The organism is Actinokineospora alba, from assembly GCF_004362515.1.
Lineage (GTDB): Bacteria > Actinomycetota > Actinomycetes > Mycobacteriales > Pseudonocardiaceae > Actinokineospora > Actinokineospora alba.
Genome location: NZ_SNXU01000001.1, coordinates 5,925,155 through 5,951,348, shown reverse-complemented (window position 1 = coordinate 5,951,348; position 26,194 = coordinate 5,925,155). Strand labels below are relative to the sequence as shown.

Genomic DNA, 26,194 nt, shown 5'->3' with positions numbered 1-26,194 from the left:
CGCTGTCGGTCACCGCTCCGCCCGGTGGTGCCGCTTGAGTGCCTTGCGGTAGGCGGCTTCCCCGTCCACCATCGTCCACGCCGGCGTCAACCGGGTGCCGATCGCCCGCAGGTGCGGCCGGGCCAGCTCCGTCTGCCCCGCCTGCGCGAACACCGCCGCGAACACGTTGTGGATCTCCAGGGCGAACGGGTGTCCGACCGGGCCGCGCAGCCACCGCTCGGCGGCCCGGCCGACCTCGGCGACCGCCGGGCTGGTGCGCGCGAGATGGTCGTACCGCGCCGAGAAAGCGGCCTGCCGCTCCTTCCAGCCCGCGTCCTTCGCCACCCGCCCCAGCCGCCGCGCCACCTCCAGGTGGGCCGACGCGATCAGCGACAGCCGCGGGTCACCCGAGCGGGCCCGGTCCACGCAGCCGCGGGCGAAAGCGAGCATCTCCGACTGGTCCTCCCGCGCTGCCAGCACCGCGAGTCGGTTGCGGTGCGCGGAGAACAGGGTCGGGCAGCGCCGCTGGGCTTCCGCCCACACCGAGTCGACCCGGCCGCGGTCGACCTCCAGCAGCGACCCGACGAGCTGCAGGTGGTCCACGGGGACCGCGTCCTTCGGCAGGGCCGCGGCCGCCCGGTTGAGCGGGTCCGCCGCCTTGCGCAGATACGACAGCGCCACCGCCGCCCGCCCGCGGGGCAGCTCCGTGATCGGCACGTCGCCCGCGATCACCAGTGCCTCGCGGACGAAAATCGTGCCCGCCAGGACAAGCAGATCCGGATTGTCGTTGTCCTCCGCCAGTTCCAGGATGCCCCGGCCCCGCCCGACGAGCCGCTCGGCCAGCACCGCCACCCGCAGCGACCGGACTTCGGGGCGGTCACGGCACTCCGCGAGGACGGTGGCCACCGGCCGCAGCCGCGACTCGGCCAACTCCGCGATCGCCGCCGAGAGCGCGCTGTCCTGCCACGCCCGATCCCAGGTCACGGGCGGCTGCGCTGAGGGCATGGGGGTGGGGCGTCCTTTCGTCAAGCGGTCAGGGGTTGCTCAAGCGGGCCGCGGCCGTGCGGTACCGCTGCTCGCCGCCGATCCAGTCCCAGGCGGCGAGGGACACATGGCCGTCCATCGCGCGCAGGTGCGGCTCAGCGTGCTCGTAGTCGCCCATCGCCACGAACATCGCCGCGAACATGTTGTGCGCCCACGTGGTGCGCGGCAGCGCCAGCGTTCCCGCGAGCAGCTTGGCCGACGCCTCGACAAGCTCGTCGCGCCACTTGAGGCAGAACCGTCCGACGTTGCCGACCCGTCGGTCGTGGTGCGCGGCCGTCTCGAACACCGCCGAGACCAGGACCGCGACCACCGGGTGGCCGTTCGGGGCCATCGCCACACGTTCACGGGCGAAGGTGAGCATCTCCGACTCGTCGTCGTTGCCCCACTTCGGCGCCAGCGTCTGCACCCGGCTGTCGTTGGCCGACACCAGCAGCGGCGACCGTCTGTCCACTTCGGACCACAACTGGTCCTTGTGGGCGCGGTCGAACTCCAGCCCGCGGCTCACCGGGAACATCTCCGACCACGGCACCGGGTCATCGGCGAGCAGATCAGCCGCGCGCCGCAGCGGCACGACCGCCTGCGTCAGATGCGCGTGGAACACCCGGAGCCGCTTCTCACCCACGGCGGCGGACAACCCGGTGCCACGGATCGCCCACGCCTCCTTGGTGAAGATCGCGCCCGCCAACAAGAACATGTCCGAATCCCGCGCCTGCACCCCGATGTCGAGGACCCGCTCACCAAACCCGACGAGCCGCTCCGCGAGAACGTCGACGCGGTGAGCGCGCAACTCGGCGTCCGTGCGGCACTCGGCCAGAACCGTTCCAGCGGCCCGAACCCTGCCCTCATCAGCCTCGGCGACCGCGGCCGCGAGCGCCGCATCAGGCCACCGTGGGGCACGAACCACCTTCGGCTCCGACCCACCGCCCCTGCCGACCCACAACCACCGCATGCCGCAGAACCCTAGTGGGCTCTATTTTTGGCACCGCCTCCGGCGGCGCGGCTCGGTCGCTGTGACATGGCGCCGCCTCCGGCGGCGCGGCTCGGTCGCTGTGGCATGGCGCCGGCCCGCCGGCGCGGCTCGGTCGCTTTGATGGTGACGTTTCGGGAGTCCCGCACGAACACTGCCAACTTCGATGGCGTGTTCGTGCGGGACTCCCGAAACGTCACCGCGACCGAGCGTGGTTGGTCAGGGTGCAAAAAACGAGCCCCGGCATGTTCCTGCCGGGGCACGTTCTTGTGTTGGGGTTACAGGGGGCGGCGGATGTTGCGGGGTTCGGCGCGGTCGAGGTCGGTGACCTCGGGGACGGTGATGTCGGCCGACTGGGGGGACTGCATGGTCGGGACCGTGATGCCCGCCCAGCGACGGAGTGCCGCGGTGGCGGCGTCACGCTCGGTCGGGGTCAGGGCGGCGATGTTCGCCCCGTGGTTGGCGCCCGGCGCGGTGTAGGTGAACGAGTCGCGGCCGCTGGGCACGAACGGCTCAGCACCCCACGGGTCGTTCTGGCCGTAGACGAACAGCATCTCGCTCGACCGGGTCCGCACCCACGAATCGATGTCGAGCATCGGCCACGCGTCATGCCGGGCCCGCAGGTTCTCGGGCAGGCTCGAGTTCGCCTGGTAGAGCCCCGGGTACTTGGTCAGGCCCTTGAGGTGGTCGAAGGTCAGCGACGGCCAGCCGAGCTGGGTCGCGGCCTGCCGGAAATACGGCGCGTAGGGGAGGATCCCCTGGTCGGAGTAGAACGAGAAGCCACTGACGTTGTCGATGAAGGTGTAGAGTTCATCGGTCGTCGCCGTCGCCGCGGGCACCGTCGCGCAGTCCGCCTGCTTCGAGTACTGCCAGAACGCCCACGCGGTGTCGAGGACGACCATCTCGAACGCCTTGTCGATGTCGCCGAAGACCTGGTTGAAGGTCATCCCGTCGGCCGCCGCGTGCGCCTTGTACTTCTCCAGCATCTCGGGGCGCCTGGTCAGCGCCTCCCGCTGCACGCCGTCGAGCCGGGCGCGGCAGTCCGCGTCGGAGCCGACGGTGTCGAAGAATTTGTCGTACGCGCCGTCGAGCCGGTTCATCTTGTCGTTCGGTGCGACGTAGGCGACGACGCCGTCGACGTCACCGGGGTAGAAGCGGCGGTGGTAGACCGAGGTCATGCCGCCCTTGCTGGCCCCGGTGGAGATCCACTTCTGCGCGTAGACGCCGTCGAGCGCGTCGACGAGGCGGTGGTGATCCGTGGCGGCCTGCCAGATGTTCAGGTCGTCCCAGTCGGCCGGGTCCGGGCGGCTCGGGCTGAAGAACCGCTGCTCCACCGAGATCTGGTTGCCGTCGACGAGCCGCGTCGGCTCGGAGCGGAACGCGTTCGCCGGCATGTTGTAGCCGGTGGTGTGCAGGATCATCGGCCGGTCGGTGGCCTTGTGCAGCAGCTGGAACCGCTGCTCGAACCGCTGGCCCGAGGGGTCGCGGTGGTCCACCGGCTGGTTGTAGGTGAGCATGAAGAACCGGTACCCGGCGGGCGGGGTAGCGGATTCGGACACCACGGTCAGCCCGGGGATCGCCCGAAGCTGATCGGCGATGTCCGCGCTCTGCGCCACGGGCGCCGCGGTCACGGGGGAGACCCCGGTCGCGATCAGACCCATGGCCGCCGCCGCCACCAACGTGGCCGCGAGCGTCCGACTTCTACGGATGAGCACGCCCTGATCTCCTTCTTGTCATCTCGCCGCGTGATTCGGCGGCAGGTTTGCGCGAGTCTTGCGCACTGGGTCGCCAAGCGAAAGAGGTGCGGCAGGATCATCCGACGATTGACCCGGTCCGTTCGGCAGGCTCAGGCCGTGTTCACGCGGGCCAGGAACTCGTCGAGCAGTTCGAACAACGCTTCGACGGCGTGGGCTTCGTCCGCCGGGCCGAGGTCCGATGGATCGGTCCAGCCATTGGGGAAGGCGATGTCCAGCACCAGGGCCCACCAAATGGAGGGCGAATCCTGCTTGCCGCTGCGGGCGATCAGCCACTCCCGCCAGCCGTCCAGGGCGCCGGCCCCGTGCCGGGCCGCGCACTCGCCGTATCCCGTGACGAAAGCGCTGAGCGTCAGGAAGGACGGACGGCTCACATACATTCCCGGCCGCGTTCCCACGGCGGCGAAGTACTCGCGTTCGCTCAGCTCCACGCGATCAGCCTAGGCCCGGGGCGCGCCCCGACCAGACCTCACCTGGTCGGGGCGCGCCTGCTCACGCCTGGTGCTCCGGGTTGTCCCGCCAGAACTGCTGTCCCGTGGCGCCGAGGGTGGAGATGGGGTCGTAGTACGGGTAGCGGCGGCTGAGGATCGCGGCGGCTTCCTCGGCCTCCATGCGCTCGGTGCCCGCCCGGTAGTTCTTGGTCCAGTACGAGATGCCCAGCTCGCGGTCGTATTCGGCGAGTTGGTGGACCCAGCGCTTACCCACATACGGCACGTCGCAGATGATCCGCGGGGTGGCGTAGCCGGGGAGGTAGCCCATGATCGCGTGCTGCAGTTCCTGCGCTTCCCACACCGCGACCCGCCAGTGTTCGGCGTTGGGGATCATGTCGCACATGTAGAAGTAGTACGGCAGGATGTTCGCCTCGCCCTGCAGCGCGAAGCACAGGTCCAGCAGTGCTTCCGGGGTCGCGTTGACCCCGCGCATCAGCACACCCTGGTTGCGGACGTCGCGGACGCCGACCTCCAGCGCCGTGCGCGCCGCCTCCGCCACCAGCGGGGTCACCGACTGCACGTGGTTGACGTGGGTGTGGATCGCCAGGTTCACCCCGCGCCGGGCCGCCGTGCGGGCCACCCGCTCCAAGCCCTCGACGACGCTGGGCTGCAGCCAGTGCTGCGGCAGCCCCGCGAGCGCCTTGGTGGCGAGGCGGATGTCACGGACGGTCTCGATGTCGAGCAGCCGCATCAGGAACAGCTCGAGCTGCTTCCACGGCACGTTCGCCACGTCGCCGCCGGAGACGACCACGTCCCGCACACCGGGGGTGCGCTTGAGGTAGTCGATCATCTGGTCGTAGCGGTCGACCGGCTTCAACGTCAGCTTGTGCTTCTCCACCTGCGGGGTGGAGTTGCCGACCAGGTCCATCCGGGTGCAGTGGCCGCAGTACTGCGGGCACGTCGAGAGCATCTCCGCGAGGACCTTCGTCGGGTAGCGGTGGGTCAGCCCCTCCACCACCCACATCTCCGCCTCGTGCAGCGAGTCGCGCTCCGAGTGCGGGTGCGACGGCCACTGCGGGTCGCGGTCGGACCGCACGGGCAGCATGTATCGGCGCACCGGGTCGGCGAAGAACGCCTCGGTGAACTCCGGCGTCGTGGTCTCCGCCGTGGGCGCCATCGTGTTGAGCATCTGCGGCGGCAGCAGCATCGACATCGTCGCCAGCTGCTGCTGGTCGGCGGCCAGTTCCTCGTAGAACGACTCCGACAACAGGTCGCCGACGACCTTGCGCAGCTGCAGCGCGTTCTTCACGCAGTTCACCCGCTGCCACTGGGCGTCGCGCCACTGGGCCTCGGTGACCGTCTTCCAGCCTGGGAACCGCCGCCAATCCGGTTCGACCAGCTCGCGCCGGACGTACTCATAAGGCTGTTCACCGGCGTGGTGGACCGCGTCGGACACCGTCGTCGCCGGGGTCTCCGGCTTCAGCTCTGCAACACGCAGGGCAGTCATATGTGCTCCTCGCCGTTCGGGTGGCGTAAAGATATGCTGCCATACGACTCGAACGACGTAAATCTTACGGAGGTCGCCTTGACGGAAGCCCGCCCTGTGTCCCCCTACGGGCTGCACCGCGTGCTCGAACCGGCCGGGGTGCTGCCCCAGCAGGCACAACGGCTCGACCCCGACCCGACACCGCGCGCCGACGAGGTCGTCGTCGCCGTCGAGACGCTCAACCTCGACGCCGCCTCCTACCGGCAACTCCGGGAAGAACACGGCACTGGCGAAGCGGTCCGCGCCGCCGTCCTGGCCATCGTCGAGGCGCGCGGCAAGATGCAGAACCCGGTCACCGGGTCCGGCGGCATGCTGCTGGGCACCGTCGCCGCGGTCGGCCCCGACTCACCGCTGGGACTCAAGGTCGGCGACCGGATCGCCACCCTCGTCTCGCTCACCCTGACCCCGCTGCGCATCACCGACGGCCTGGCAGGCTGGGACGGCGAGGGCGAGCAGGTCCCGTGCACCGGCACCGCGGTCCTCTTCGGCCGCTCCATCGCCGCGGTCCTGCCCGACGACCTGCCCGACGGTCTCGCGCTGTCCGTGCTCGACGTCTGCGGCGCGCCCGCCTTGACCGACCGGGTCGTCCGTGACGCCGGTGAAGGCGCGTCGGTCTGCGTGTTCGGCGGCGGCGGCAAGTCCGGCTCGCTGTCCCTGGTCGCCGCGCGCCGCGCCGGTGCGGGCCGCGTCGTCGCTCTCGTCCCGACCGAGCGCGAAGCCGAGGCCGTGCGTGCGGCGGGCCTGGCCGACGAGGTCGTCATCGCCGACGCCCGTGACCCGCTCGCCGTCGCCGAAGCGGTCGGCACCCCCGTCGACGTGACCGTGGTGTGCGTCGACGTCCCCGGCTGCGAGCACGGCGCCGTCCTCGCCACCGCCCAGGGCGGCACGGTCATCTTCTTCTCCATGGCCACGTCGTTCGCCGCCGCCGCGCTCGGCGCCGAAGGGCTTGCCGCGGACGTGCGGATGCTCATCGGCAACGGCTACGTGCCTGGTCACGCCGAGTTCGCCCTCGACCTGCTGCGCGCCGAGCCCGGGGTGCGCGCCCTGTTCGAGTCGCGCGAACGGCAGACTGCTTGACCATGACGACCGCGCACCCCCGGACCACCCTGCTGACCGGCGGAAAGATCCACTCCCCGGCCGACCCGCACGCCACCGCCATGGCCGTCGAGGACGGCGTCGTGGTGTGGCTCGGCCAGGACTCCGTCGGCCGCACGATGTACGAAGGCGCCGACGAGACCGTCGAACTCGACGGCGGTTTCGTCGCGCCCGCGTTCGTCGACGCCCACGTGCACGCCACCTCGGCGGGGCTGCTGCGCACGGGGCTGGACCTGACCGGGTGCGCGTCGCTCACCGACTGTCTCGACGCCGTCCGCGCCCACGTCCAGCGCACCGGCACCGCGCTGGTCTGGGGGCACGGGTGGGACGAGACGACCTGGCCCGAAAAGCGACACCCCACGCGCGCCGAACTCGACGCCGCCGCGCAGGGCGCGCCCGTGTACCTCTCGCGCATCGACGTGCACTCCGCGCTGGTGTCCTCGGCGCTGCTAGAGCACGCGCGCGGCGCTGACGGGTTCAGCGAGGATGGCCCGCTCAGCCGCGACGCCCACCACCGGGTCCGCCGGGCCGCCCTAGCCGCGATCACCCCGGCCCAGCGAGCCGAGGCGCAGACCGCGTTCCTGCGCCACGCGGCGTCCATGGGCATCGCGTCGGTCCACGAGTGCGCCGGTCCCGACATCTCGGGCACCGACGACTTCGCCGACCTCCTCGCCCGCACCGACGACGGTCCCGAGGTCGTCGGCTACTGGGGTGAGCGCGGGACCGCAGACCTCGCCGCCCGGCTCGGCGCGCGCGGCCTGGCGGGCGACCTGTTCGTCGACGGCGCCATCGGCTCCCGCACCGCCGCCCTGTGCCACCCGTACACCGACGCCCCCGACACCACCGGCGCGCTCTACCTCGACGCGCCCGCCATCGCCGAGCACCTGCGGATCTGCACCGAGGCGGGCATCCAGGCCGGGTTCCACGTCATCGGCGACAGCGCCGTCGCCGAGGTGATCGACGGCTTCGCGATCGCCGAGAAGACAGTGGGCCGCGAAGTCCTCGCCGGCTCCCGGCACCGCCTCGAACACCTAGAGATGGTCACCGCCGAGCAGGCCGAGCGCCTCGGCCAATGGGGTGTCGTCGCCTCCGTGCAGCCCCTGTTCGACGCCGCCTGGGGTGGACCGGACGGCATGTACACCGAGCGGCTCGGCGAGCGCGGCACCACGCTCAACCCGTTCTCCCGGCTCGCCGCGGCAGGGGTGATCCTCGCCCTGGGCTCCGACGCCCCCGTCACCCGCGTTGACCCCTGGGCCACCGTCCAAGCCGCCGTGCACCACCGCACCGACGGCCACGGGCTCTCCGCCCGCGCCGCGTTCACCGCCCACACCAAGGGCGGCTGGCGCGCGGCGGGCGTCGACGACGGGATCACCGGGACCCTGCAGCCCGGCGCCCCCGCCACCTACGCCATCTGGGACGCCCCCGAACTCGTCACCGCCACCCCCGACTCCCGCGTGCAGCGCTGGTCGACGGACCCGCGTTCGCGCGTGCCCGCCCTGCCGCCGCTGCACCCCGGCGCCGAACTTCCCGTCTGTCTGCGCACCGTCCTACGCGGTCGCACAATCCACCACCGCGAGGAGCACCACCAGTGAGCCAGACTCAGGCCCTGCTGGACCTTGACCCCAAGGTCGTCGCCACCGCGCGCGGCCTGGCCGCCAAGGCCGCCGCGCCGGTCATCGACCTCGCGCGCGCCCACACCACGGTCGCCGTCGAACGCGCGACCCTGCGCCTGGCCGGGATCACCGGGGCCGACACCACCCACCGCGCCGGTGACGTGCCCTGGGTCAACCGGGTCGTCGACACCGTCCGCGAGCACTGCGGCCTCGAACACGGCGTGACGCTGCCGGTGTTCCACGCGCTGCGCGAACACGACCTCGGCAGCCTTACCGAACTGGCCGAGGCCACCGCCGCCGGGCAGATCCAGTTCACGATCCCCACCGGCCGCGCCGCCACCTCGGCGGCCAAGGCCGCCCGGGTCGCCGTCGCCAAGGGCCTGCGCACGGTCGACCGCAACCGCGCCAACCGCGACAAGCTCGTCACCAAGCTCGGCGACCCGCCGCGGCGCCCCTGGATCTACCTGATCGTGGCGACCGGCGACATCGACGAGGACGTCGTGCAGGCCGCCAACGCCGCCCGCGCCGGCGCCGACATCATCGCCGTCATCCGCTCCACCGGGCAGTCGCTGCTGGACTACGTGCCCGAAGGCGCCACCCACCACGGGTTCGCGGGCACCTACGCCACCCAGGAGAACTTCCGCATCATGCGGGCCGCGCTGGACGAGGTGTCCAAGGAGGTCGGCCGCTACGTGCGGCTCACCAACTACGCCTCCGGCCTGTGCATGCCCGAGATCGCGGTGCTCGCGGGCCTGGAACGGCTCGACATGATGCTCAACGACTCGATGTACGGAATCCTCTTCCGCGACATCAACCCGATCCGCACCTTCGTCGACCAGCGGTTCTCCCGCCAGGTCCACGCGCGCGCCGGGATCATCATCAACACCGGCGAGGACAACTACCTCACCACCGCCGACGCCGTCGACGCCGCGCACACCGTCACCGTCTCGCAGCTGCTCAACGAGCACTTCGCGCACGAGGCCGGGCTGCCCGACGAGCTCCTCGGCCTCGGGCACGCCTTCGAGATCAACCCGAAGGTCCCCGACTCGTTCCGCCTCGAACTCGCCCACGCGCTGCTCGCCCGGGAACTGTTCCCCGACGCGCCGCTCAAGTGGATGCCGCCGACCAAGCACATGACCGGCGACGTCTTCAACGGCTACCTCCTCGACGGGTTCTTCAACCTCGCGGGGGTGCTCACCGGTCAGTCGATCCTGTTGGTCGGGATGATGACCGAGGCCGTCGTGACGCCGTTCCTGTCCGACCGCGACCTCGCCCTTGCCAACGTCCGCTATGTCCTCGACGCGGCGGGCAGCCTCCGCGAGGACTTCCGGCCCGCCCCGGACGGCCTGATCGTCAAGCGCGCCCACCAGGTCCTCGGCGAGGCCGTCGACCTGCTGGACCGGATCGTCGACGACGGGCTGCTCAACGCCATCGCCGACGGCACGTTCGGTCTGATGAAGCGGCCCGCCGACAAGGGCAAGGGCGCCGACGGCGTCATCGAGAAGGCCGACGGCTACGTCAACCCCGCCACCACCCTGCTCGACGAGGGAGCGACCAAGTGACCACGACGGAAGATCCCAAGGTCGCGACACCTAAGACCAAGCGGTACGTGCGCCCCTACGGCGACACGACCGGCGACGGCATGGCGCAGATGTCGTTCACCCTGCCCATCCCGTTCGGCCCCCGCGCCGACGGCGCCGCCCAGCAGCTGGCCAACAAGATGGGCATGGACCCGGCGATGGTGGTGCACAGCCACCCCATCGGCGAGGACTTCACCTTCTTCGTCGTCTACGGCTCCGTGCAGCACATCGTCGACCTCGACGCGGTCAAGGTCGTCGAACGCGAGTACCCACTGCTCCCGCCCAGCGACGTCAACTCGGCGATCAAGAAGACCCTCCGACGCAAGATGGTCGTCGTCGGCGCCTGCATCGGCACCGACGCGCACACCGTCGGCATCGACGCGATCCTCAACATCAAGGGCTTTGCCGGCGAGAAGGGCCTGGAGTACTACCGCGAGCTGCGCGTGGTGAACCTCGGCGCCCAGGTGTCCATCCCCGAACTGGTCAAGGCCGCCCGCGCCGACAAGGCCGACGCCGTCCTGATCTCCCAGGTCGTCACCCAGCGTGACGCGCACATCCTCAACACCCAGGAGATGTCGGCGGCGTTCCGCGAGGCGATGGGGGAGCGCTGCCCGCTGCTCATCGCGGGCGGACCCCGCTTCGACCCGCTGATGGCCGCCGAACTCGGCGTCGACCGCGTCTTCGGCCGCGGCACCACCCCCGGCGAGGTCGCCAGCTACCTGGTGCACGCCATCTCCGAGCGAAAGGAACACCACGCATGACCCGCGAGGTCGGCTTCACCGTCACCCACCGGAACTACGTGCCGCACTCGCACGCCCACTACGGCGGCAGCCTCGTCGACGGCGCGTACGGCCTCGGGCTCTTCGGCGACGTGGCCACCGAGATGTGCATCCGCACCGATGGTGACGAAGGTCTCTTCGCGGGCTACAACGCGGTCGAGTTCCTCGCGCCGATCCGCGCGGGCGACGTCGTCGAGGCGACCGCGACGCTCACCCGGATCGGCACCCGGTCCCGTGACCTCGACTTCGAGGTCCGCGTGGTGTGCCGGGCGGCGCCGGAGCGGGGCGACTCGGCCGCCGAGGTCCTCGATCCGCCGATTGTGGCGACGCGCGCGAAAGGCACCGTGGTCGTGCCCGGACAGTGACAGAAACTGACGTGTTTGGGCCGAATGGATGAACGGTTGCTTGCGCCGAATAGTCGTTCGCTGATAACAACCGGTCCCACACTTGTCAGTTGTGGCCTGGGTCGCTCAGGTCGGGTGATGACGGAGGACCATGCCGACCGAGCTCGTCGAGGTGGACCTGACTCTCGATCATTCGCCCGAGCAAGTCTGGGATGTCCTGAGTGATCTGGAGCTGTACCCGCGCTTCGCCCGTGAGGTCGCGGCGGTCGAGCGCTTCGGCGCCACCCCGCCGGGCCGCGGGGCGAAGTTCCGGGTGCGGTTCAGCGTGGGCTCGGCCAAGCCGGTCCTCGACGAGGTGGAGATCCTCGTCCACCGCCCACACGAGCACCTGGTGCTCGTCAGCCCGCGCTGGGAAGGCGGGCACCTCACTGTCCGTCTCGAACCGGCCTCCCGCGGCCGCACGCTCGTGCAGGTGATGCTCTCGCTCCCCGAGGGCATCACCGCCGGGACCGTGCTGACGAACTCCTGGGTGCGCAGACGGGTCCGCAAGGCCCTGTCGGTGATCGACCACCACCTCGCGGGGCGGGCCGTCACCAGCTCGCCGACGCGGATCGACCAGTCCTCCCGCAGCCAGTCCGCGCTCAACGTCGCCCTCACGCTGGCGCGCGCCGGGGTGTTCACCCCTGGAAGGCCGGACCGGCTGGTCCGCCAGCTCAACGCGCTGGCCCGCTGGGGCCCCACCTTCGCCGGGGGCTACCGGGCCGCCGCCGCGGCCAATCCCGACCACCCGGCGATCATCGACGAGCGCGGCGAGCTGAGCTTCGACGAGATCGACCGGCGCACCACCCGGCTGGCCAACGGCCTGGCCGAGTACGGGGTCCGGCCCGGGCGCCGGGTCGCGCTGATGTGCCGCAACCACGCGGGGATCGTCGAGGCGGTCATCGCCTGCGGCAAGCTGGGCGCCGACGTGCTCATGGTCAACACCGGGCTTTCCGCCGACCAGATCGCCGACCTCGTCGACGTGCACCGCCCGATCGCGCTGCTCGCCGACGACGAGTTCGGCCCGCTGTTCCACAACCTGCCCGCCTCGCTGCCGTGGATCTCCACCTGGAGCGCGGCGCCCGGGCAGGTCAGCACCGACACCATCACCCAGGACGCTGCGTCGACCCCGCCGCGCCCGCCCGCGACACCCAGCAAGATCATCGTCATGACGTCGGGCACCACGGGTGTCCCCAAGGGCGCGCGCCGCCGCAACCCGCCCGGGCTCAGCGCCGCCGCGTCGGTGTACTCGCGCATCCCGCTGCGCTTCCACGAGAAGATGCTGATCCCGGCGCCGCTGTTCCACACCTGGGGCCTGGCCGCGGTGCAGCTGGGCATGCCGCTGCAGGCCACGCTCGTGCTGCAGCGCCGGTTCGACCCCGAGTCCGCGCTGCGTGCCATCGCCGAACTGGGCTGCACGTCGATGTTCGCCGTGCCGATCATGCTGCAGCGCATCCTCGACCTGCCCGCCCGCGTCCGGGCCCGCTACGACACGTCCTCGCTGCGCGTGGTCGCCAGCAGCGGCTCGGCCATGTCTGGCTCGTTCGTCACCCAGTTCATGGACACCTTCGGCGACATCCTCTACAACTTCTACGGCTCCACCGAGGTCTCCTGGGCGAGCATCGCCGACCCGGCCGACCTGCGCGCCGCCCCCACCACCGCGGGCCGGTGCCCCGTCGGCACCCGCGTGGGCATCCTCGACCCGTCCGGCAAGCCGCTGCCGCCCGGCGCCGTCGGGAGCATCTGCGTGGGCAACGAGATGCTGTTCGAGGGCTACACCAACGGGAGCCGCAACGAGATGCACTCCGACCTCATGGTCACCGGCGACCGGGGCTACCTCGACGCGGACGACCGGCTGTTCGTCTGCGGCCGAGACGACGACATGATCATCTCCGGCGGCGAGAACGTCTTCCCGCGGCCGGTGGAGGAACTGCTGATGGGGCTCGCCGAGGTCGACGACGCGGCCGTGGTCGGGGTGCCCGACCGGGAGTTCGGCCAGCGGTTCGTCGCGTATGTGGCGCTGCGGCCGGGGGCCCGGCTCGACGCGACCGACGTGCGGCACTACGTGCACGACCACCTGGAGCGGTTCTCGGTGCCCAGGGACGTGTTCTTCGTCCGGCGGGTGCCCCGCAACGCCACCGGCAAGGTTGTCAAGCGGCTCCTCGTCGATCAGGACCTGACCGCCTGAGGCCCGGGCCGCCGCCTGCGATAATCACGCACCGTAGGCGGCGAAACTGACAACCGCGCGCCGCCGGTTTGTGTCGCGCGTGACAACTCCCGAGCGGCCATTCGGACCGCTGGTTACGCCAATAGGGTGGCGGTGATCAGTACTGGGCCGAATGGCCGAGTCGCTGCTTGTGTCGGGTGACGCTCCGCTGATAACTACCGGAAACACGCAGGTGGTAGCAGCGAGGAATCGCGCAGGCGCATGACGGAGGGTCATTGTCGACCGAGCTCATCGAAATCGAGCACACGCTTGACCATTCACCGGACCAGGTCTGGGGCATCATCAGCGAGCCCGCGCTGTATCCGCGATTCGCGGACGTGGTCGCCGCCGCCGACCGCGTCGGCACCGCCAACGGCGGTCGCCGCGCCCGGTACCAGGTCATGTTCAGCGTCGACGGTGCCAAGCCGGTCCCCGACGAGGTCGAGATCCTGGTCCGCCGACCCCCCGAACACCTCGTGCTGGTCAGCCCGCACTGGGCGGGCGGGCACCTGGCGATCCGACTCGAAGCGGCCGACCACGGCCGCACCCTGGTCCGGGTGACCCTGTCGCTACCCGATGGGCTCACCACCGGCACCGTCGTCACCGGCATGTGGGTGCGCAGGCGGGTGCGCCGCGCGCTGGCGATGGTGGACCACCACCTCGCCGGGCGGGCCGTCACCAGCTCGCCGTCGCGCATCGACCAGGCCGCCCGCGGCCAGTCCCTGCCCACGGTCGCCCGCATCCTCATCCGCGCCGGGGTGTTCGCCCTCAGTCGCCCGGACCGGTCCTTTCGCCAGCTGCGGGCGCTGCTGCGCTGGGGGCCGACCATCGTCGGCGGCTACCTCGCCGCGGCGGGCGGCGCCCCGGGCGCGTCCGCGATCATCGACGAACGCGGCGAGCTGACCTTCGACGAGATCGACCGGCGCACCACGAAACTGGCCCACGGCCTGGCCGGGTACGGGGTGCGGTCCGGCCGCCGGGTCGCGGTGATGTGCCGCAACCACGCGGGCATCGTCGAGTCCGCCATCGCCTGCGGCAAGCTCGGCGCCGACGTGCTGCTGCTCAACACCGGCCTGTCCGCCGACCAGCTCGCCTACTCCATCGCCGCGCACCGACCCGTCGCCCTGCTCGCCGACGACGAGTTCGCCCCGCTGTTCCACAACCTGCCGATCTCCCTGCCGTGGATCTCCACCTGGGGTTCCACCGACGGCTTCACCGACGGCGCCGCGGACGCGGTCGACGTCGACGGCCTCATCCAGCGCTCCCCGGACACCCGGTTCCACCGCCCTTCGCAGGCGGGCAAGCTGATCGTGCTCACCTCGGGGACGACCGGGGCGCCCAGGGGTGCCCGCAGACCCAACCCGCCGGGGCTGTCCTCGGCGGCGTCGATCCTGTCGCGCATCCCGCTGCGGCACCGCGAGCGGATGCTGGTCGCGGCACCGATCTTCCACACCTGGGGGCTGGCGGCGGTCCAGGTCGGGACCGCCATCCAGGCGAGCCTGGTGCTGCACCGCCGCTTCGACCCGGAGGCCGCGCTCGCGGCCATCGCCCGGCACCGGTGCACGTCGATGTTCGCCGTGCCGATCATGCTGCAGCGGATCATGGACCTGCCCGCCCACGTCCGCGACCGCTACGACACGTCGTCGCTGCGCGTGGTGGCGAGCAGCGGCTCACCGCTGCCCGAATCGTTCCCCGGCGCGTTCATGGACGCCTTCGGCGACATCCTCTACAACCTCTACGGCTCCACCGAGGTCTCCTGGGCCAGCATCGCCGACCCGGCCGACCTGCGAGCCGCACCCACCACCGCGGGCCGCTGTCCGGCCGGGACCAGGGTCGGCATCCTCGACGCCGACGGCGTGCCGCTGCCACCGGGCAGCATCGGCAGCATCTGCGTCGGCAACGAGCTGCTGTTCGAGGGGTACACCAACGGCACCCGCAACCGGATGCACGACGACCTGATGGTCACCGGCGACCGCGGCTACCTCGACGCCGACGGCAGGCTGTTCGTCTGCGGGCGCGAGGACGACATGATCGTCTCCGGTGGCGAGAACGTGTTCCCCCAGCCGGTGGAGGAGCTGCTGACCCGGCTGCCCGAGGTCGAGGACGCCGCCGTGGTCGTCGTCCCCGACCAGGACTACGGGCACCGCTTCGCCGCCTACGTGGTGCTCCGTCCAGGTGCGCACCTTGAGGCCGTCGACCTGCGGCACTACGTCCGCGACCACCTGGAGCGGTTCTCGGTCCCCAGGGACGTCTTCTTCGTCCGCCGTGTCCCGCGAAACGCCACCGGCAAGGTCGTCAAACGCCTGCTGGTGGACCAGGACTCGTTGGGTTAGATCACCGCGTACGCGCGCACCGGGAAGGTGCCTAGGCCGATCACGGGGACCGGAGCGGCGTGGAAGCGGAAGCCCGACGGCGGCAGCTGCTCCAGGCCACGCAGGTGTTCGGCGATCGGGATGCCCGCTCGGAGCAGGCGGGTGTGCGCGGGACGCAGCGGGTCGTCGGTGCTGTCGATGTTGAGGCTGTCGATGCCGACCAGCGCCGCGCCCTGCTCGACCAGCCAGTCGGCGGCGTCGGCGGTCAGGTACGGGTGACCGTCGAAGTACGCCGGGGTGCGCCAGTTGCGGTCCCAGCCGGTGTGGATGAGCACGGCCCGCCCCGCCACGTCGAACGGGAGCAGCGCGGCCTTGTCCACCGCGCGCTGCCCGTCGCCCGCGACCCGCACGACGATGCCGTCGAGGTCGGCGACCCGCTCCAGGGGCAGCCGGGCGAGGTCGGGCTCGCCGTCGAAGCGGTGGGCGGGGGAGTCGACGTAGGTGCCGGTGTTGGCGACCATCGAGATGGTGCCGATGTGGAACTCCGTCTCCGGGCCGTAGACCGAGCGCGACTGCTCACGGGTCAGGTAGTCGCCCAGTACCGGTCCGGGGACGCCGGGCAGGGTCTCCATGCCGTGCTCCACCGGGTGGCTCAGCTCGACCAGCCGCGAGGTCGCGGTGCGGGCGGTCTCCACGCCGCGGGAGCCCTTGTGCGCCTCGGCGATCATCCGGCGGTTCGACACCCGGACCTCGCCCACCATCAGCAGACCCAGGTGCCGCACGAGCAGCTCACCGGTCGCCGCGTCGTCCAGGTCCGGTGTGGGGGAGTCGAGGCGGAAACCCTCGACGCTCAGCGAGCCGCCGTTGCGGAACGCCACCTCGGCGTCGAACTCGACGCGCCACTGCTCAGTCTCATCGGTCACGGGGCGAACCCTAATTCCCGGCGCTGACAACCCCAACGCAAATACGCTGACCTGCGAAAATGATGCAAACTCTCACTGTCGACTTGAGGGTTAGGGTTCGTGATCCACACCGTCAACCCGACCTTGAGGCAACACCCGCGGGGGAGTGCCGGAGAGTGAGCGGCCCACCCCCGTACGCTGAGCGCGTGGTCGCCCCCGCCGTGCCCCAGGAGCCAGATGTGGCCTCCCGCACCGAAGCCCCAGCCCGCCGGGGTCGCCTGACCGTCGCCCTGCGCTCCCTGGCCGCACTGGCCGCGGGCGCGCTCGTGTTCCTCAGCGTGCCGCCGCGGCCGACCTGGTGGCTCGCGCCGGTCGGGTTCGCCGTGCTCGCGCTGCTGCTGCACGACCGCCGCGCCCGCGCCGGGTTCGGCTACGGCACGCTGTTCGGACTCGGCTTCATGGTTCCGCTGCTCGCGTGGACCGGGGTGTTCGTCGGCCCCATCGCCTGGCTGCCGCTGAGCGCGCTCGAAGCCGCCCTCGTCGGGGCGCCGTGCGCCGCGATCGCCGTGGTGACCAGGCTGCGCGGCTGGTACCTGTGGGCCGCGCTGCTGTGGGTCGCGGGGGAGACGCTGCGCGCCTACGTGCCGTTCGGCGGGTTCCCGTGGGGCAAGCTCGCCTTCGGCCAGCCCGAGGGTCTCTACCTGCCGCTGGCCGCGCTGGGCGGCACGCCGCTGATCGCCTTCGCCGTCACCCTCACCGGGTTCGGACTCGGCGAACTCGTCCGCCGCGTCCTCATCACGCGCGCACCCAGGGCACTGGTGATCCCCGTGCTCGCGGCGGTGCTGCCGCTGGCCGCGGGCGTGGCCGCCATCCCCGCCGTGGGCACCGACGCCGACGCGGGCGAGGTCACCGTGGCCGCCATCCAGGGCAACGTGCCGCGTGCCGGGCTCGACTTCAACGCCCAGCGCCGCGCCGTGCTCGACAACCACGTCAAGCGCACCGAGCAGCTCGCCGCCGAACTCGGCGACACGAAACTCGACTTGGTCATCTGGCCGGAGAACGCCTCCGACATCGACCCCTTCCGCAACCGCGACGCCGCCGAGGCCATCGCCCGCGCGGTCAAGGCCATCGACGCGCCCGTCGCGTTCGGCGCGGTCGTCGTGCGCCCGGACGGGCCGCGCAACTCGGTGATCCTCTGGGAGCCCGGCGTCGGCCCGGTCGACGAGTACGTCAAGCGCCAGCTGCAGCCCTTCGGCGAGACGATGCCGATGCGCGACTTCTTCCGGTTGTTCAGCGCGACCGTCGACCGCGCGGGCACCTTCGTCCCCGGCGACGAGGCGACGGTGTTCGAGATGGGCAAGGCCCGGGTCGCCCTGGTCACCTGTTATGAGGTCGCCTTCGACGGCGTGGTCCGCGAGTCGGTCCTCAACGGGTCGAACCTGCTGGCCGTGCCCACCAACAACGCCACCTTCGGCCACACCGAGATGACCTACCAGCAGCTGGCGATGGACCGGATCCGCGCGGTGGAACACGGCCGCACGGTCGTCGTCGCGGCCACCAGCGGGGTCAGCGCGATCATCCTGCCGGACGGCACCGTGACGCAGCGCACGGGCCTGTTCACGCCTGCGGCGCTGGTCGAGCGCGTGCCGTTACGATCAGCGACTACGATGGCGGACCGACTGGGTGTGTGGCCCGAGTGGACCATGGTGTTCGCGGGCCTCGCCGCGCTGGTGATCGCACTGGTGCGCGGCAGGCGCTCACGGTCCGCCGGGGACATGCCGGCCACGGCGGACACCCACGGATAGTCATATTTGCCCGGTGCGCGCACGCGCCGGCGAGGAGGAACACGGATGACGGACCAGCCGAACGGCCCTTCGCAGCTCGAGCCGGTCCTGGTGGTGATCCCGACGTACAACGAGCGGGACAACCTCGGGCCGATCATCGAGCGGCTGCACGCCGTTTTGCCCACGACGCACGTCCTGGTCGTCGACGACGGCAGCCCCGACGGCACCGGCGACCTCGCCGACGCCATGGCGGCCGCGGACGAGCGGGTCAACGTGCTGCACCGCACGGAGAAGGCGGGCCTCGGCGCCGCCTACGTCGCGGGCTTCGGGTGGGCGCTGGAACGCGACTACGCCGTCATCGTGGAGATGGACGCCGACGGGTCGCACGCCCCGGAGGACCTCCCGCGCCTGCTCGACGCGCTCAAGGACGCCGACCTGGTGCTCGGCTCCCGCTGGGTGACCGGTGGGAAGGTCGTCAACTGGCCCGTCCGCCGCGAAATCCTCTCCCGCGGCGCGAACCTGTACTCCCGGCTGGCCCTCGGCGCGAAGATCCACGACATCACGGGTGGCTTCCGCGCCTACCGGCGGGTCGTGTTGGAGAAGCTGAAGCTGCACAACGTGGCGTCGGCCGGGTACTGCTTCCAGATCGACCTGGCGTGGCGGACGGTGGAGGCCGGGTTCACGGTGGTCGAGGTCCCGATCACCTTCGTCGACCGCGTCCGCGGCGAGTCGAAGATGAGCGGCAACATCGTCCGGGAGGCGCTGCTGCGGGTCACCAAGTGGGGGCTGCGGCGGCGCGGCAACCAGCTCAAGGGCCTGGTCCGCGGCAAGAAGGCCTGACTCGGGATTTGCGTTCGGGTGCCGGTCGGGTGGTTGGGCTTGATCTGGGGACCCCGGAGAAGGACCTGCGCGGGTAAAGCGGGCAGGGTGAAGAAACTGCCCCGCGCCACGCGAGTTTAGGTCCTTCTCCCCCCAGATAAAGCCCAACCACCCGACCGGCGCTTTCCTGGGAATGCGCAGGTCAGGTGGTCGTTCGTGCATCGCACCAGCCCCGGAGGCGCCAAGGCCCCGGACAGGCGACAGCCGCCCGGCTGGGGGTCCCGGGCGGCTGTCTGGTCTGTGGTGCGGGGTCAGGCGCTGCGAGCGCCTCGGCGGCCGCGGAGTTCCTGCAGACGTTCGGTCAGCAAGTCCTCCAGCTCCGGGATCGTGCGGCGTTCCAGCAGCATGTCCCAGTGCGTGCGCGGCGGCTTGGTCTTCTTCGGTTCGGGAGCGGAGCCGTCGATCATCTTCGACTCCGTGCCGTGCAGGCGGCACTCCCAGACCGAGGGAATTTCGGCGTCGTCCGAGAACGGCACCTCGAAGTCGTGGTCCTTCGGGCACGCGTAGCGAACCGTCCGGCGCGGGGCCAAGTCGTGATTGCGGTCAGTCTCGTAGCTGACCGCTCCCAGCCTGCTACCACGAAGCACACGGTCGGCCATGGCGGTGTCCTTTCGCTCGGCCCAGTGCGGGCCAGGGGTGTTGCTTACCCAGAGCAACGTGTGAATCGGGCATCTGATTCCCGGTTCACCCGCTGCGGTCGCTTACGGTGACAAGCTTCACCCGTCAACAACAGCATCCTCCTAAGGGATGCCCGCGCGCCGGTTTTGTGACGCGCTATCGCACATTCGGCTTGGACATATCACCCCTCCGGGTGATGGTAGCCGTAAGAGGCCTAGTCAGGCGAACGAGAGTTGACCTTGGACCCCTTGGCTGAGCCCCAGATCACCCAGACGGAAGTGTCTGCGGCACAGAACCTGGTAACGGACGGTAGTGGACCACTGCTCCGGTAGGGGTTCACTGTCCGTACCGACACGAGAGTGCCCCGTGTCCGCGACGAGAACGGTATCCCCGGCGCGTGTCACCTGGCCGTCCTGGACGCGGGCGTTGAACCGGGCCGGGAGCCCGCACCAGCAGAGGACATCGACCTGGACCGGCTGCAAGTCGTCGGCCAGTTCGAACAGCCGCCGCGACCCCGGGAACAGGGTGCTGCGGAAGTCCGTGGCGATGCCGAAGCAGTACACGTCGACCTGCGAGTCGTCGGCGAGCTCGGCGAGCTGGTCGACCTGTGCCGGGGCGAGGAACTGGGCCTCGTCGACGATCAGGTAGTCCACCCGCGACCCGGCCGCCCAGGTCGACCGGACCAACTCACACAGGTCGACGTCGGCGTTGATCTCGATCGCCGCCCGGGAGATCCCGATGCGGCTCGAGATCTGCGGCTTGCCCGAACGGTCCCGCAGCACCAGGAGCAGGCCCTTGCGGCCCTGCCGGGCGTGGTTGTGGTCGACCTGCAGCGCGAGCGTCGACTTCCCGCAGTCCATCGGGCCGTAGTAGAAGCGCAGGTGCCCGGTGACGGGCACGGCCCGGCGCGAGCCGGCGGCGGGTACGGCGGAGAGTGCGTCGGTCGGGTCGGGATCGGCTGTGGGCTCCATGGTCACGGGCGGCAACCCTAGAGGATCGCGGGTTCCGGGTTTCCGACCGCGCGGATGGCGCGGCGGATCGGCACGAAGTACATCAGGACCAGGCCGATGAAGAAGAAGATGACCAGGGAGATGATCGCGTACCGGTAGGAGCCGGTGGCGCCCGCCATGAAGGCGAACAGCAGCGGGCCCAGCCACGAGGTGGCGCGCTCGCCGATCTCGTAGACGGAGAAGTACTGGGCTTCCTTGCCCACCGGGATCATCTGGCTGAACACCGACCGCGACAGCGCGTTGGTGCCGCCGAGGACCAGGCCGATGCCGCCCGCGACCAGGTAGAACTGCAGCGCCTGGCCTGCCTGCACGAAGTAGGCGGCGCCGATGACCAGCACCCAGACGAACAGGCTGATCATGATCGTCTTCTTGGCGCCGATGTGCCGGGCGACCAGGCCGTGCAGCATGCCGCCGAGGAACGCGACGAACTGCACGATGAGGATCGTGGTGATCAGCACGTCGGCGGAGAACTTGAGTTCCTCGCGGCCGTACTGGGCCGACACGTTCGCGACGGTGGCGATGCCGTCGGTGTAGATGAGGTACGTGCCCAGGAACGCGAGGGTCAGCGGGTAGGCGCGGGCGTCGCGAAGGGTGGTGCGCAGCTCCCGGAAGCCCGCGGTGACCACCGACCCGTCGGTGGGCAGCGCCTTGGCCGGGTCGTGGCCGCGCAGCCTGCGCAGCGGGATGATCGTGAACACCGACCACCAGATGCCCGAGAGCAGGAACGCGATCTGCGCGGCGTTGCCCTCGGAGATGCCGAAGCTGTCGCGGAACAGGTAGATCACCAGCTGCATGGCCAGCGCCACGCCGCCGCCGAGGTAGCCGAACGCCCAGCCGCGGGTGGACAGGCCGTCGCGCTCGTCGGCCGTGGCGATGTCGGGGATGAACGAGTAGTAGATGACCACCGAGGTGCCGTAGCCGATGTTGCCGAGGATGAACAAGATCACCCCGAGCTCCCAGTTCGACCCGCTGACCAGTGCCATCGCCACGGTCGCGACCGAGCCGCCGAAGGCGAAGAAGGCCAGCATCGGCTTCTTTTTCGACGTGCGGTCGGCGATCGCGCCCATCAGCGGCACGATCAGCACCTGGATGACGGTGGCGAAGGACAGCAGGTAGCCCCACAGCGAGCCCGCGGCGAAGTCCAGCCCGAACAGGCTGATGTCGCAGTCCTTGAGCTTGTCGGTGTTCCCGGCGGCGTCGGCCGGGCACGGGTTGGGCCCGTTGCGCTCGGTGTCGGCCTGCGCGGCGGTCGCGGCGACGGCGGTGAGGTAGAGCGACCCGAAGACCGTGGTGACCGAGGTGGGGAACACCGAGTTCGCCCAGTCGTACCAGACCCAGCCGCGCTGCTCGCGCTTGCGCGCCGCCTCATCGGCGACCGGGGTGTTGTCGTCCACCATGCTCACGCTGCCTCCGCGAAATGACCGGCACCGGGCGTGCGCACGCCCGGCACGGCGGAGAGTACTGGCCCCGCCACCGGATGCGGTGGGCATCGCCCGGCCGAGTCCAAACGGTCACCTTCATCATCGCCGCGAGTAGGTCCTCGCTACCCGTGCGGGTGATACGTGAGGCGGATGTTGCGGTTGTGGCTGGTGGGACTCCGGCTTACCGTCCTGGGTTATGGCTGGTAGACGGGTTTTCGCGCGGATGCTCCTGCTGGTCACGGCGGTCGCCTCGACCGCCGTCGTCGCCGGTTCCGGGGCCGCCGCGGACCCGCCCGCCGCCGACTGGGCGGAGCTGCGGATGTGCGAGTCCAGCAACCGGTACACGGTGAACACCGGCTCCGGGTACTACGGCGCCTACCAGTTCGACCTGCCCACGTGGAGTAGTGTCGGCGGCAAGGGCTACCCGCACGAGGCCGCGCCCGCCGAGCAGGACTACCGCGCGCTGTATCTCTACCGGATGCGCGGCTGGCAGCCGTGGGAGTGCGCGGGCATGCGTGGTCTGCAGCCCGATCCCGACGCGCGCAGCAAGCGGGTGCCGACCTACGCCGAATCGGCCTACATCGGCGGCGGGTCCACCGCGCCGCCGAACGCCATGCCGCCCTGGCCCGGGGTGGTCTACGTCTTCGGCGACTGCGCGCCCGCGCTGCGGCGGTGGCAGCTGCGGATGAACGTGCACGGCTACCAGTTCCAGGGGAGCGGCTGCTACTTCGCCGAGACCGAGCGCGCGGTGCTCGCCCTGCAGCGGGCCAACGGGATCACCGCCTCGGGGAAGCTCGGCCCGAAGACCTGGCGGGCGGCCTGGCAGGGCGTCGCGCCGAAGCCGTGAAATCAGGACTGGACATGTGACCATTTGGTCACCTATTCTGGTCACGTGAACGACGACCGGGTGTTCAAGGCATTGGCAGACCCCACCCGGCGCCTGTTGCTCGACCGGCTGTTCGCTCGCGACGGACAGACGCTCGGGGAGCTTGAGGCCGACCAGGAGATGACGCGCTTCGGCGTCATGAAGCACCTGAAGGTCCTCGAAGAGGCCGGGCTGGTCGTCACGCGCCGCTCCGGGCGGGAGAAGTTGCACTTCCTCAACCCGGTGCCCATCCGACTGATTCATGACCGATGGATCGACAAGTACACCGACGAGCGTCACGTGAGCGCGCTGATCGAGCTCAAGGCGCAACTGGAGGACGAGACATGACCACGACGCAGCAGACCGTGCAGGTCTACAAGATCTACATCAAGGCCACCCCGGAGGCGATCTGGGACGCGATCACCAAGCCGGAGTGGACCGCCAAGTACGGCTACACCGGCGTGGTCGACTACGACCTCAAGCCCGGCGGCGCGGCGAAGACCTACCCGAGCGACGCGATGCGCGAGGCGGGCAAGGAGCAGGGCTACGACATCCCCGACCTCCTCATCGATGGCGAGATCCTCGAAGCCGACGCGCCGCACAAGCTCGTCATGACGTGGCGGATGCTGATGGACCCGACTTGCGCCGCCGAGGGCTTCACCACCCTGACGCAGGAGATCAGCGAGGTCGAGGGCGGCTACTGCGCGCTCACCGTGTCCCACGACGTCACCAACGCGCCCACCGTCGCCGCGATGGTCAACGGCGACAACGGCGACCCCGGACAGGGTGGCGGCGGGCACCCGTGGATCCTCAGCGACCTCAAGTCGCTCCTGGAGACCGGCAAGATCCTCGCCGGTTAATCACCACGCCGAAGACACCGCCGCCCCGCTTCCCCGGGCGGCGGTGTCTTTGCTGTGTCAGGCCTCGAGTCTCCCGCGTAGGGCGTCGAGCTCATCAGGGGTCAGGTCGATGTCGAGGCCGGGCAGCACCTCGCCGAGCTGGTCGTACCCGATCGTGGTGGTCTCGGTCCGCCCGTCGGGGTACTCCACGCTGAGCTCGTTGCCGACCAGCCTGCGGCTGACGCCCTCGCTGAGCCGCTTCACGATCAGCTTGCCGGGGAACGGCGAACGCGGTCCCGTCGCGGCGTAGTGGTTGCCCACCTCGAAGTCCACCGCGAGCTGCGGGATGTCCTCGAACTCGTGCTCGGGCTCCCAGCCGTCCTTCGTCAGCCGCCACAGCGACCAGCCCAGGTCGGTCTTCCGCAGCTGGTGCGGCCAGCCCGCCTGGTCGATCTCGGCGCCGTCGACCAGCGGCATCGGCTGCCAGATCGACGCGCCGAACCCGACGTCGACCAGGTGGTCAGCGCCGTCGACGGTGACGATGAGCAGGGCGTGCGTGCGCGGACCCGACCGCTGCGGACCGACCCGGCCGAGCCTGCGCCGCACGGTGAATCCGAGCTGCTCGGCGGCCGCGGCGAACAGCGGGGCGTGCTCGAAGCAGTACCCGCCGCGCGCCCGGTCGACCAGCTTCGCCGCCACCGCCTTGACGCTCAGGTCGGGCGGTCCGCCCAGCAGCACGCCGATGTTCTCGAACGGGATCGCCCGCACGTGCGCGATGTGCAGGGAGCGCAGCGCGTCGAGCGAGGGCTCCACCCGCGGGTGGTCGATGCGGGCGAGGTAGCTGTCGAGGTCGAGGTCCTCGCTGCCCCAGTCCGGGGTGGGGGAGAGCGTCGTCATGCGTTCATGGGACCACCTCCAGCGCACTGGAGGTCAAGAACGCTGTAGGTCAAGAACGAAGACTCACGCGTGCGCCCACAGCCCCCGCTCGATCAGCACGTCCTTGAGCACCTTGGGCTTGTCTGTCATCAGGCCGTCGACGCCGAGGTCGAGCAGCTCGCGCATCTGCTCCGGCTCGTCGATCGTCCACACGTGCACCTCCGCGTCGCGGCGGCGGGCCACCGCGACCAGCCGCGGGTTGACCACGGTGATCCGGCCCTGGCGCACCGGCACTTGGCACACCAGCGGCCGGTCCGAGCGTCGCGCGAAGAACTGCGGCAGCTTGCCCGTCGCCCAGAACCGCGCCATGGCGCCCATGCCCATCGACGTCAGCGCCACCGGTCCGGCCAGCTTGCGCACCCGCGCCATGCGGCTCTCGGAGAACGAAGCCAGACACACCCGGTCGAACGCGTCCATCCGCCGCAGCACCTCCAGCGTCGGCGCCACCGCGGCGTCGCTCTTGAGGTCGATGTTGATCAGCGCGTCCGGCAGCTCTTCGAGCAGGTCTTCCAGCCTGCTGACCGGTTCCCGGCCGCCGATCTTGGCTTCCCGCACGGTCGCCCACGGCAGCAGCGCGACCGCGCCGGACGCGTCGGTCGTGCGGTCGAGGAGCGCGTCGTGGTGCACGACGACCACGCCGTCGCTCGTGGCGTGCACGTCGGTCTCCAGGTACCGGTATCCCTCGTCGACCGCGCGCTTGAACGCGGCCAGGGAGTTCTCGAGGCCGTCGAGGTCGTCGTAGTGCCAGCCTCGGTGGACGAAGGCCCGCGGGTAGGGGCCGGCGAAGAAGCCGTGATCGGATCGCACCTGCTGAGTGTGCCTCAACGGCGTGGCGCTCGCGGTGTACTCAGGGTGTCCAGATAGCGTCCAGCGCCATGGTAGTGGTGACCCAACCGGTGGACGTCGTGCGTCGCCGTGACGAACCCCGACACTGCGGCTGGTGCGGCCGACAGCTCCCGGGCGACCCGCGCGCGGGCAGGCCACGCCGCTATTGCGCCCAATCTTGCAGGCAGCGTGCGTATGAGCGGCGGACCGCGGTGCAGCGCGGCGGGCTCCCCGAGGACGCGGTCGTGTTGTCCGCCGCGGAACTCGCTGACCTGCAGGATCGCCTGTTTCAGCTGCGCTGCGCGGCCGAGGACGTGGTGACCGCGGCCCGCGACGGCGCGAGCGCGGCGGAGCTGATCGGCCTCGCCGAAGCCATCGAGATCAGCGCCAAGGGACTTGAGCGCCTGCGCTGAACACGTTCGGTCC

24 protein-coding genes are annotated in these 26,194 nt (G+C 70.6%); 13 read left to right on the top strand and 11 right to left on the bottom strand.

Going from position 1 to position 26,194, the window contains the following annotated elements:
- Positions 1-9 precede the first annotated feature (9 nt).
- The 5 genes from C8E96_RS27165 to C8E96_RS27145 all read right to left on the bottom strand — a co-directional run bounded on the left by C8E96_RS27165 (position 10) and on the right by C8E96_RS27145 (position 5,682).
- On the bottom strand, positions 10-984 hold the full coding sequence (locus C8E96_RS27165; protein ID WP_133794817.1) for a hypothetical protein: 975 nt from the start codon (positions 982-984) through the stop codon (positions 10-12).
- Positions 985-1,012: 28 nt separating this feature from the next.
- Positions 1,013-1,927, bottom strand: coding sequence for a hypothetical protein (locus C8E96_RS27160; protein ID WP_133794815.1), 915 nt, complete (start codon positions 1,925-1,927; stop codon positions 1,013-1,015).
- Positions 1,928-2,268: 341 nt separating this feature from the next.
- Positions 2,269-3,705 carry a S28 family serine protease gene (locus C8E96_RS27155; protein ID WP_228769651.1) on the bottom strand — a complete coding sequence of 479 codons (1,437 nt, stop codon included), beginning with the start codon at positions 3,703-3,705 and terminating at the stop codon, positions 2,269-2,271.
- Positions 3,706-3,836: 131 nt separating this feature from the next.
- Positions 3,837-4,175: a hypothetical protein gene (locus tag C8E96_RS27150; protein ID WP_091369907.1), complete on the bottom strand. Its 339-nt coding sequence runs from the start codon at positions 4,173-4,175 to the stop codon at positions 3,837-3,839.
- A 61-nt stretch (positions 4,176-4,236) separates the two neighbouring features.
- Complete coding sequence (locus C8E96_RS27145; protein ID WP_228769650.1) at positions 4,237-5,682, bottom strand: KamA family radical SAM protein; 1,446 nt, start codon at positions 5,680-5,682, stop codon at positions 4,237-4,239.
- 78 nt (positions 5,683-5,760) lie between these two features.
- On the opposite strand from C8E96_RS27145, the gene kdd reads away from it, so the two are divergent.
- The 7 genes from kdd to C8E96_RS27110 all read left to right on the top strand — a co-directional run bounded on the left by kdd (position 5,761) and on the right by C8E96_RS27110 (position 15,710).
- On the top strand, positions 5,761-6,798 hold the full coding sequence (kdd, locus tag C8E96_RS27140) for an L-erythro-3,5-diaminohexanoate dehydrogenase (protein ID WP_228769649.1): 1,038 nt from the start codon (positions 5,761-5,763) through the stop codon (positions 6,796-6,798).
- 2 nt (positions 6,799-6,800) lie between these two features.
- The gene (locus C8E96_RS27135) at positions 6,801-8,408 is read left to right on the top strand and encodes an amidohydrolase (protein WP_091369903.1); all 1,608 of its coding nucleotides are present in this window, start codon (positions 6,801-6,803) and stop codon (positions 8,406-8,408) included.
- Positions 8,405-9,991: a lysine 5,6-aminomutase subunit alpha gene (kamD, locus tag C8E96_RS27130; protein ID WP_176926714.1), complete on the top strand. Its 1,587-nt coding sequence runs from the start codon at positions 8,405-8,407 to the stop codon at positions 9,989-9,991. Before C8E96_RS27135 ends, kamD begins: the two co-directional genes overlap by 4 nt.
- A complete protein-coding gene (gene kamE, locus C8E96_RS27125; RefSeq protein ID WP_228769648.1) occupies positions 9,988-10,770 on the top strand; it encodes a lysine 5,6-aminomutase subunit beta in 783 nt (260 codons plus the stop codon). Before kamD ends, kamE begins: the two co-directional genes overlap by 4 nt.
- The gene (gene kal, locus C8E96_RS27120) at positions 10,767-11,153 is read left to right on the top strand and encodes a 3-aminobutyryl-CoA ammonia lyase (RefSeq protein WP_091369901.1); all 387 of its coding nucleotides are present in this window, start codon (positions 10,767-10,769) and stop codon (positions 11,151-11,153) included. Before kamE ends, kal begins: the two co-directional genes overlap by 4 nt.
- A 130-nt stretch (positions 11,154-11,283) precedes the next feature.
- Entirely contained in the window at positions 11,284-13,359 is a 2,076-nt protein-coding gene (locus C8E96_RS27115; RefSeq protein ID WP_091369900.1) for an AMP-binding protein, read from the top strand.
- 254 nt (positions 13,360-13,613) lie between these two features.
- The gene (locus C8E96_RS27110; protein WP_091369897.1) at positions 13,614-15,710 is read left to right on the top strand and encodes an AMP-binding protein; all 2,097 of its coding nucleotides are present in this window, start codon (positions 13,614-13,616) and stop codon (positions 15,708-15,710) included.
- Here C8E96_RS27110 and C8E96_RS27105 read toward each other — a convergent pair.
- Positions 15,707-16,612 carry a cyclase family protein gene (locus tag C8E96_RS27105; protein WP_176926713.1) on the bottom strand — a complete coding sequence of 302 codons (906 nt, stop codon included), beginning with the start codon at positions 16,610-16,612 and terminating at the stop codon, positions 15,707-15,709. The genes C8E96_RS27110 and C8E96_RS27105 overlap by 4 nt on opposite strands.
- Positions 16,613-16,797: 185 nt before the next feature.
- Between C8E96_RS27105 and lnt the strand changes: the two genes are divergently transcribed.
- Together lnt and C8E96_RS27095 are read left to right on the top strand one after the other, a co-directional pair.
- Positions 16,798-18,396: an apolipoprotein N-acyltransferase gene (lnt, locus tag C8E96_RS27100; RefSeq protein ID WP_091369893.1), complete on the top strand. Its 1,599-nt coding sequence runs from the start codon at positions 16,798-16,800 to the stop codon at positions 18,394-18,396.
- Between the two features lie 45 nt (positions 18,397-18,441).
- Positions 18,442-19,215, top strand: coding sequence for a polyprenol monophosphomannose synthase (locus C8E96_RS27095; protein ID WP_091369891.1), 774 nt, complete (start codon positions 18,442-18,444; stop codon positions 19,213-19,215).
- 290 nt (positions 19,216-19,505) lie between these two features.
- On the opposite strand, the gene C8E96_RS27090 is transcribed toward C8E96_RS27095, so the two are convergent.
- The 3 genes from C8E96_RS27090 to C8E96_RS27080 form a co-directional block, all read right to left on the bottom strand.
- Positions 19,506-19,853, bottom strand: coding sequence for an RNA polymerase-binding protein RbpA (locus C8E96_RS27090; protein WP_091369889.1), 348 nt, complete (start codon positions 19,851-19,853; stop codon positions 19,506-19,508).
- A gap of 237 nt (positions 19,854-20,090) precedes the next feature.
- Positions 20,091-20,843 (bottom strand): thymidine kinase, encoded by a 753-nt coding sequence (locus C8E96_RS27085; protein ID WP_091370213.1) that lies wholly within the window; start codon positions 20,841-20,843, stop codon positions 20,091-20,093.
- Positions 20,844-20,860: 17 nt separating this feature from the next.
- Complete coding sequence (locus C8E96_RS27080; protein ID WP_091369886.1) at positions 20,861-22,279, bottom strand: MFS transporter; 1,419 nt, start codon at positions 22,277-22,279, stop codon at positions 20,861-20,863.
- A 220-nt stretch (positions 22,280-22,499) separates the two neighbouring features.
- On the opposite strand from C8E96_RS27080, the gene C8E96_RS27075 reads away from it, so the two are divergent.
- Genes C8E96_RS27075 through C8E96_RS27065 form a run of 3 tightly spaced genes read left to right on the top strand, consistent with a single transcriptional unit; the run spans position 22,500 to position 24,028 of the window.
- Positions 22,500-23,150 (top strand): transglycosylase family protein, encoded by a 651-nt coding sequence (locus tag C8E96_RS27075; RefSeq protein WP_091369884.1) that lies wholly within the window; start codon positions 22,500-22,502, stop codon positions 23,148-23,150.
- 45 nt (positions 23,151-23,195) lie between these two features.
- Entirely contained in the window at positions 23,196-23,516 is a 321-nt protein-coding gene (locus C8E96_RS27070; protein WP_228769646.1) for an ArsR/SmtB family transcription factor, read from the top strand.
- A complete protein-coding gene (locus tag C8E96_RS27065) occupies positions 23,513-24,028 on the top strand; it encodes an SRPBCC domain-containing protein (protein ID WP_091369880.1) in 516 nt (171 codons plus the stop codon). The genes C8E96_RS27070 and C8E96_RS27065 overlap by 4 nt, the downstream gene beginning before the upstream one ends.
- Positions 24,029-24,085: 57 nt before the next feature.
- On the opposite strand, the gene C8E96_RS27060 is transcribed toward C8E96_RS27065, so the two are convergent.
- Both C8E96_RS27060 and C8E96_RS27055 read right to left on the bottom strand, forming a co-directional pair.
- Positions 24,086-24,904, bottom strand: a complete 819-nt coding sequence (locus C8E96_RS27060) for an arylamine N-acetyltransferase family protein (RefSeq protein WP_091369878.1) — start codon at positions 24,902-24,904, stop codon at positions 24,086-24,088.
- 63 nt (positions 24,905-24,967) lie between these two features.
- Positions 24,968-25,750: a glycerophosphodiester phosphodiesterase gene (locus C8E96_RS27055; RefSeq protein WP_091369876.1), complete on the bottom strand. Its 783-nt coding sequence runs from the start codon at positions 25,748-25,750 to the stop codon at positions 24,968-24,970.
- 68 nt (positions 25,751-25,818) lie between these two features.
- On the opposite strand from C8E96_RS27055, the gene C8E96_RS27050 reads away from it, so the two are divergent.
- Entirely contained in the window at positions 25,819-26,181 is a 363-nt protein-coding gene (locus C8E96_RS27050; RefSeq protein WP_091369874.1) for a hypothetical protein, read from the top strand.
- The last annotated feature ends 13 nt before the right edge of the window (positions 26,182-26,194 follow it).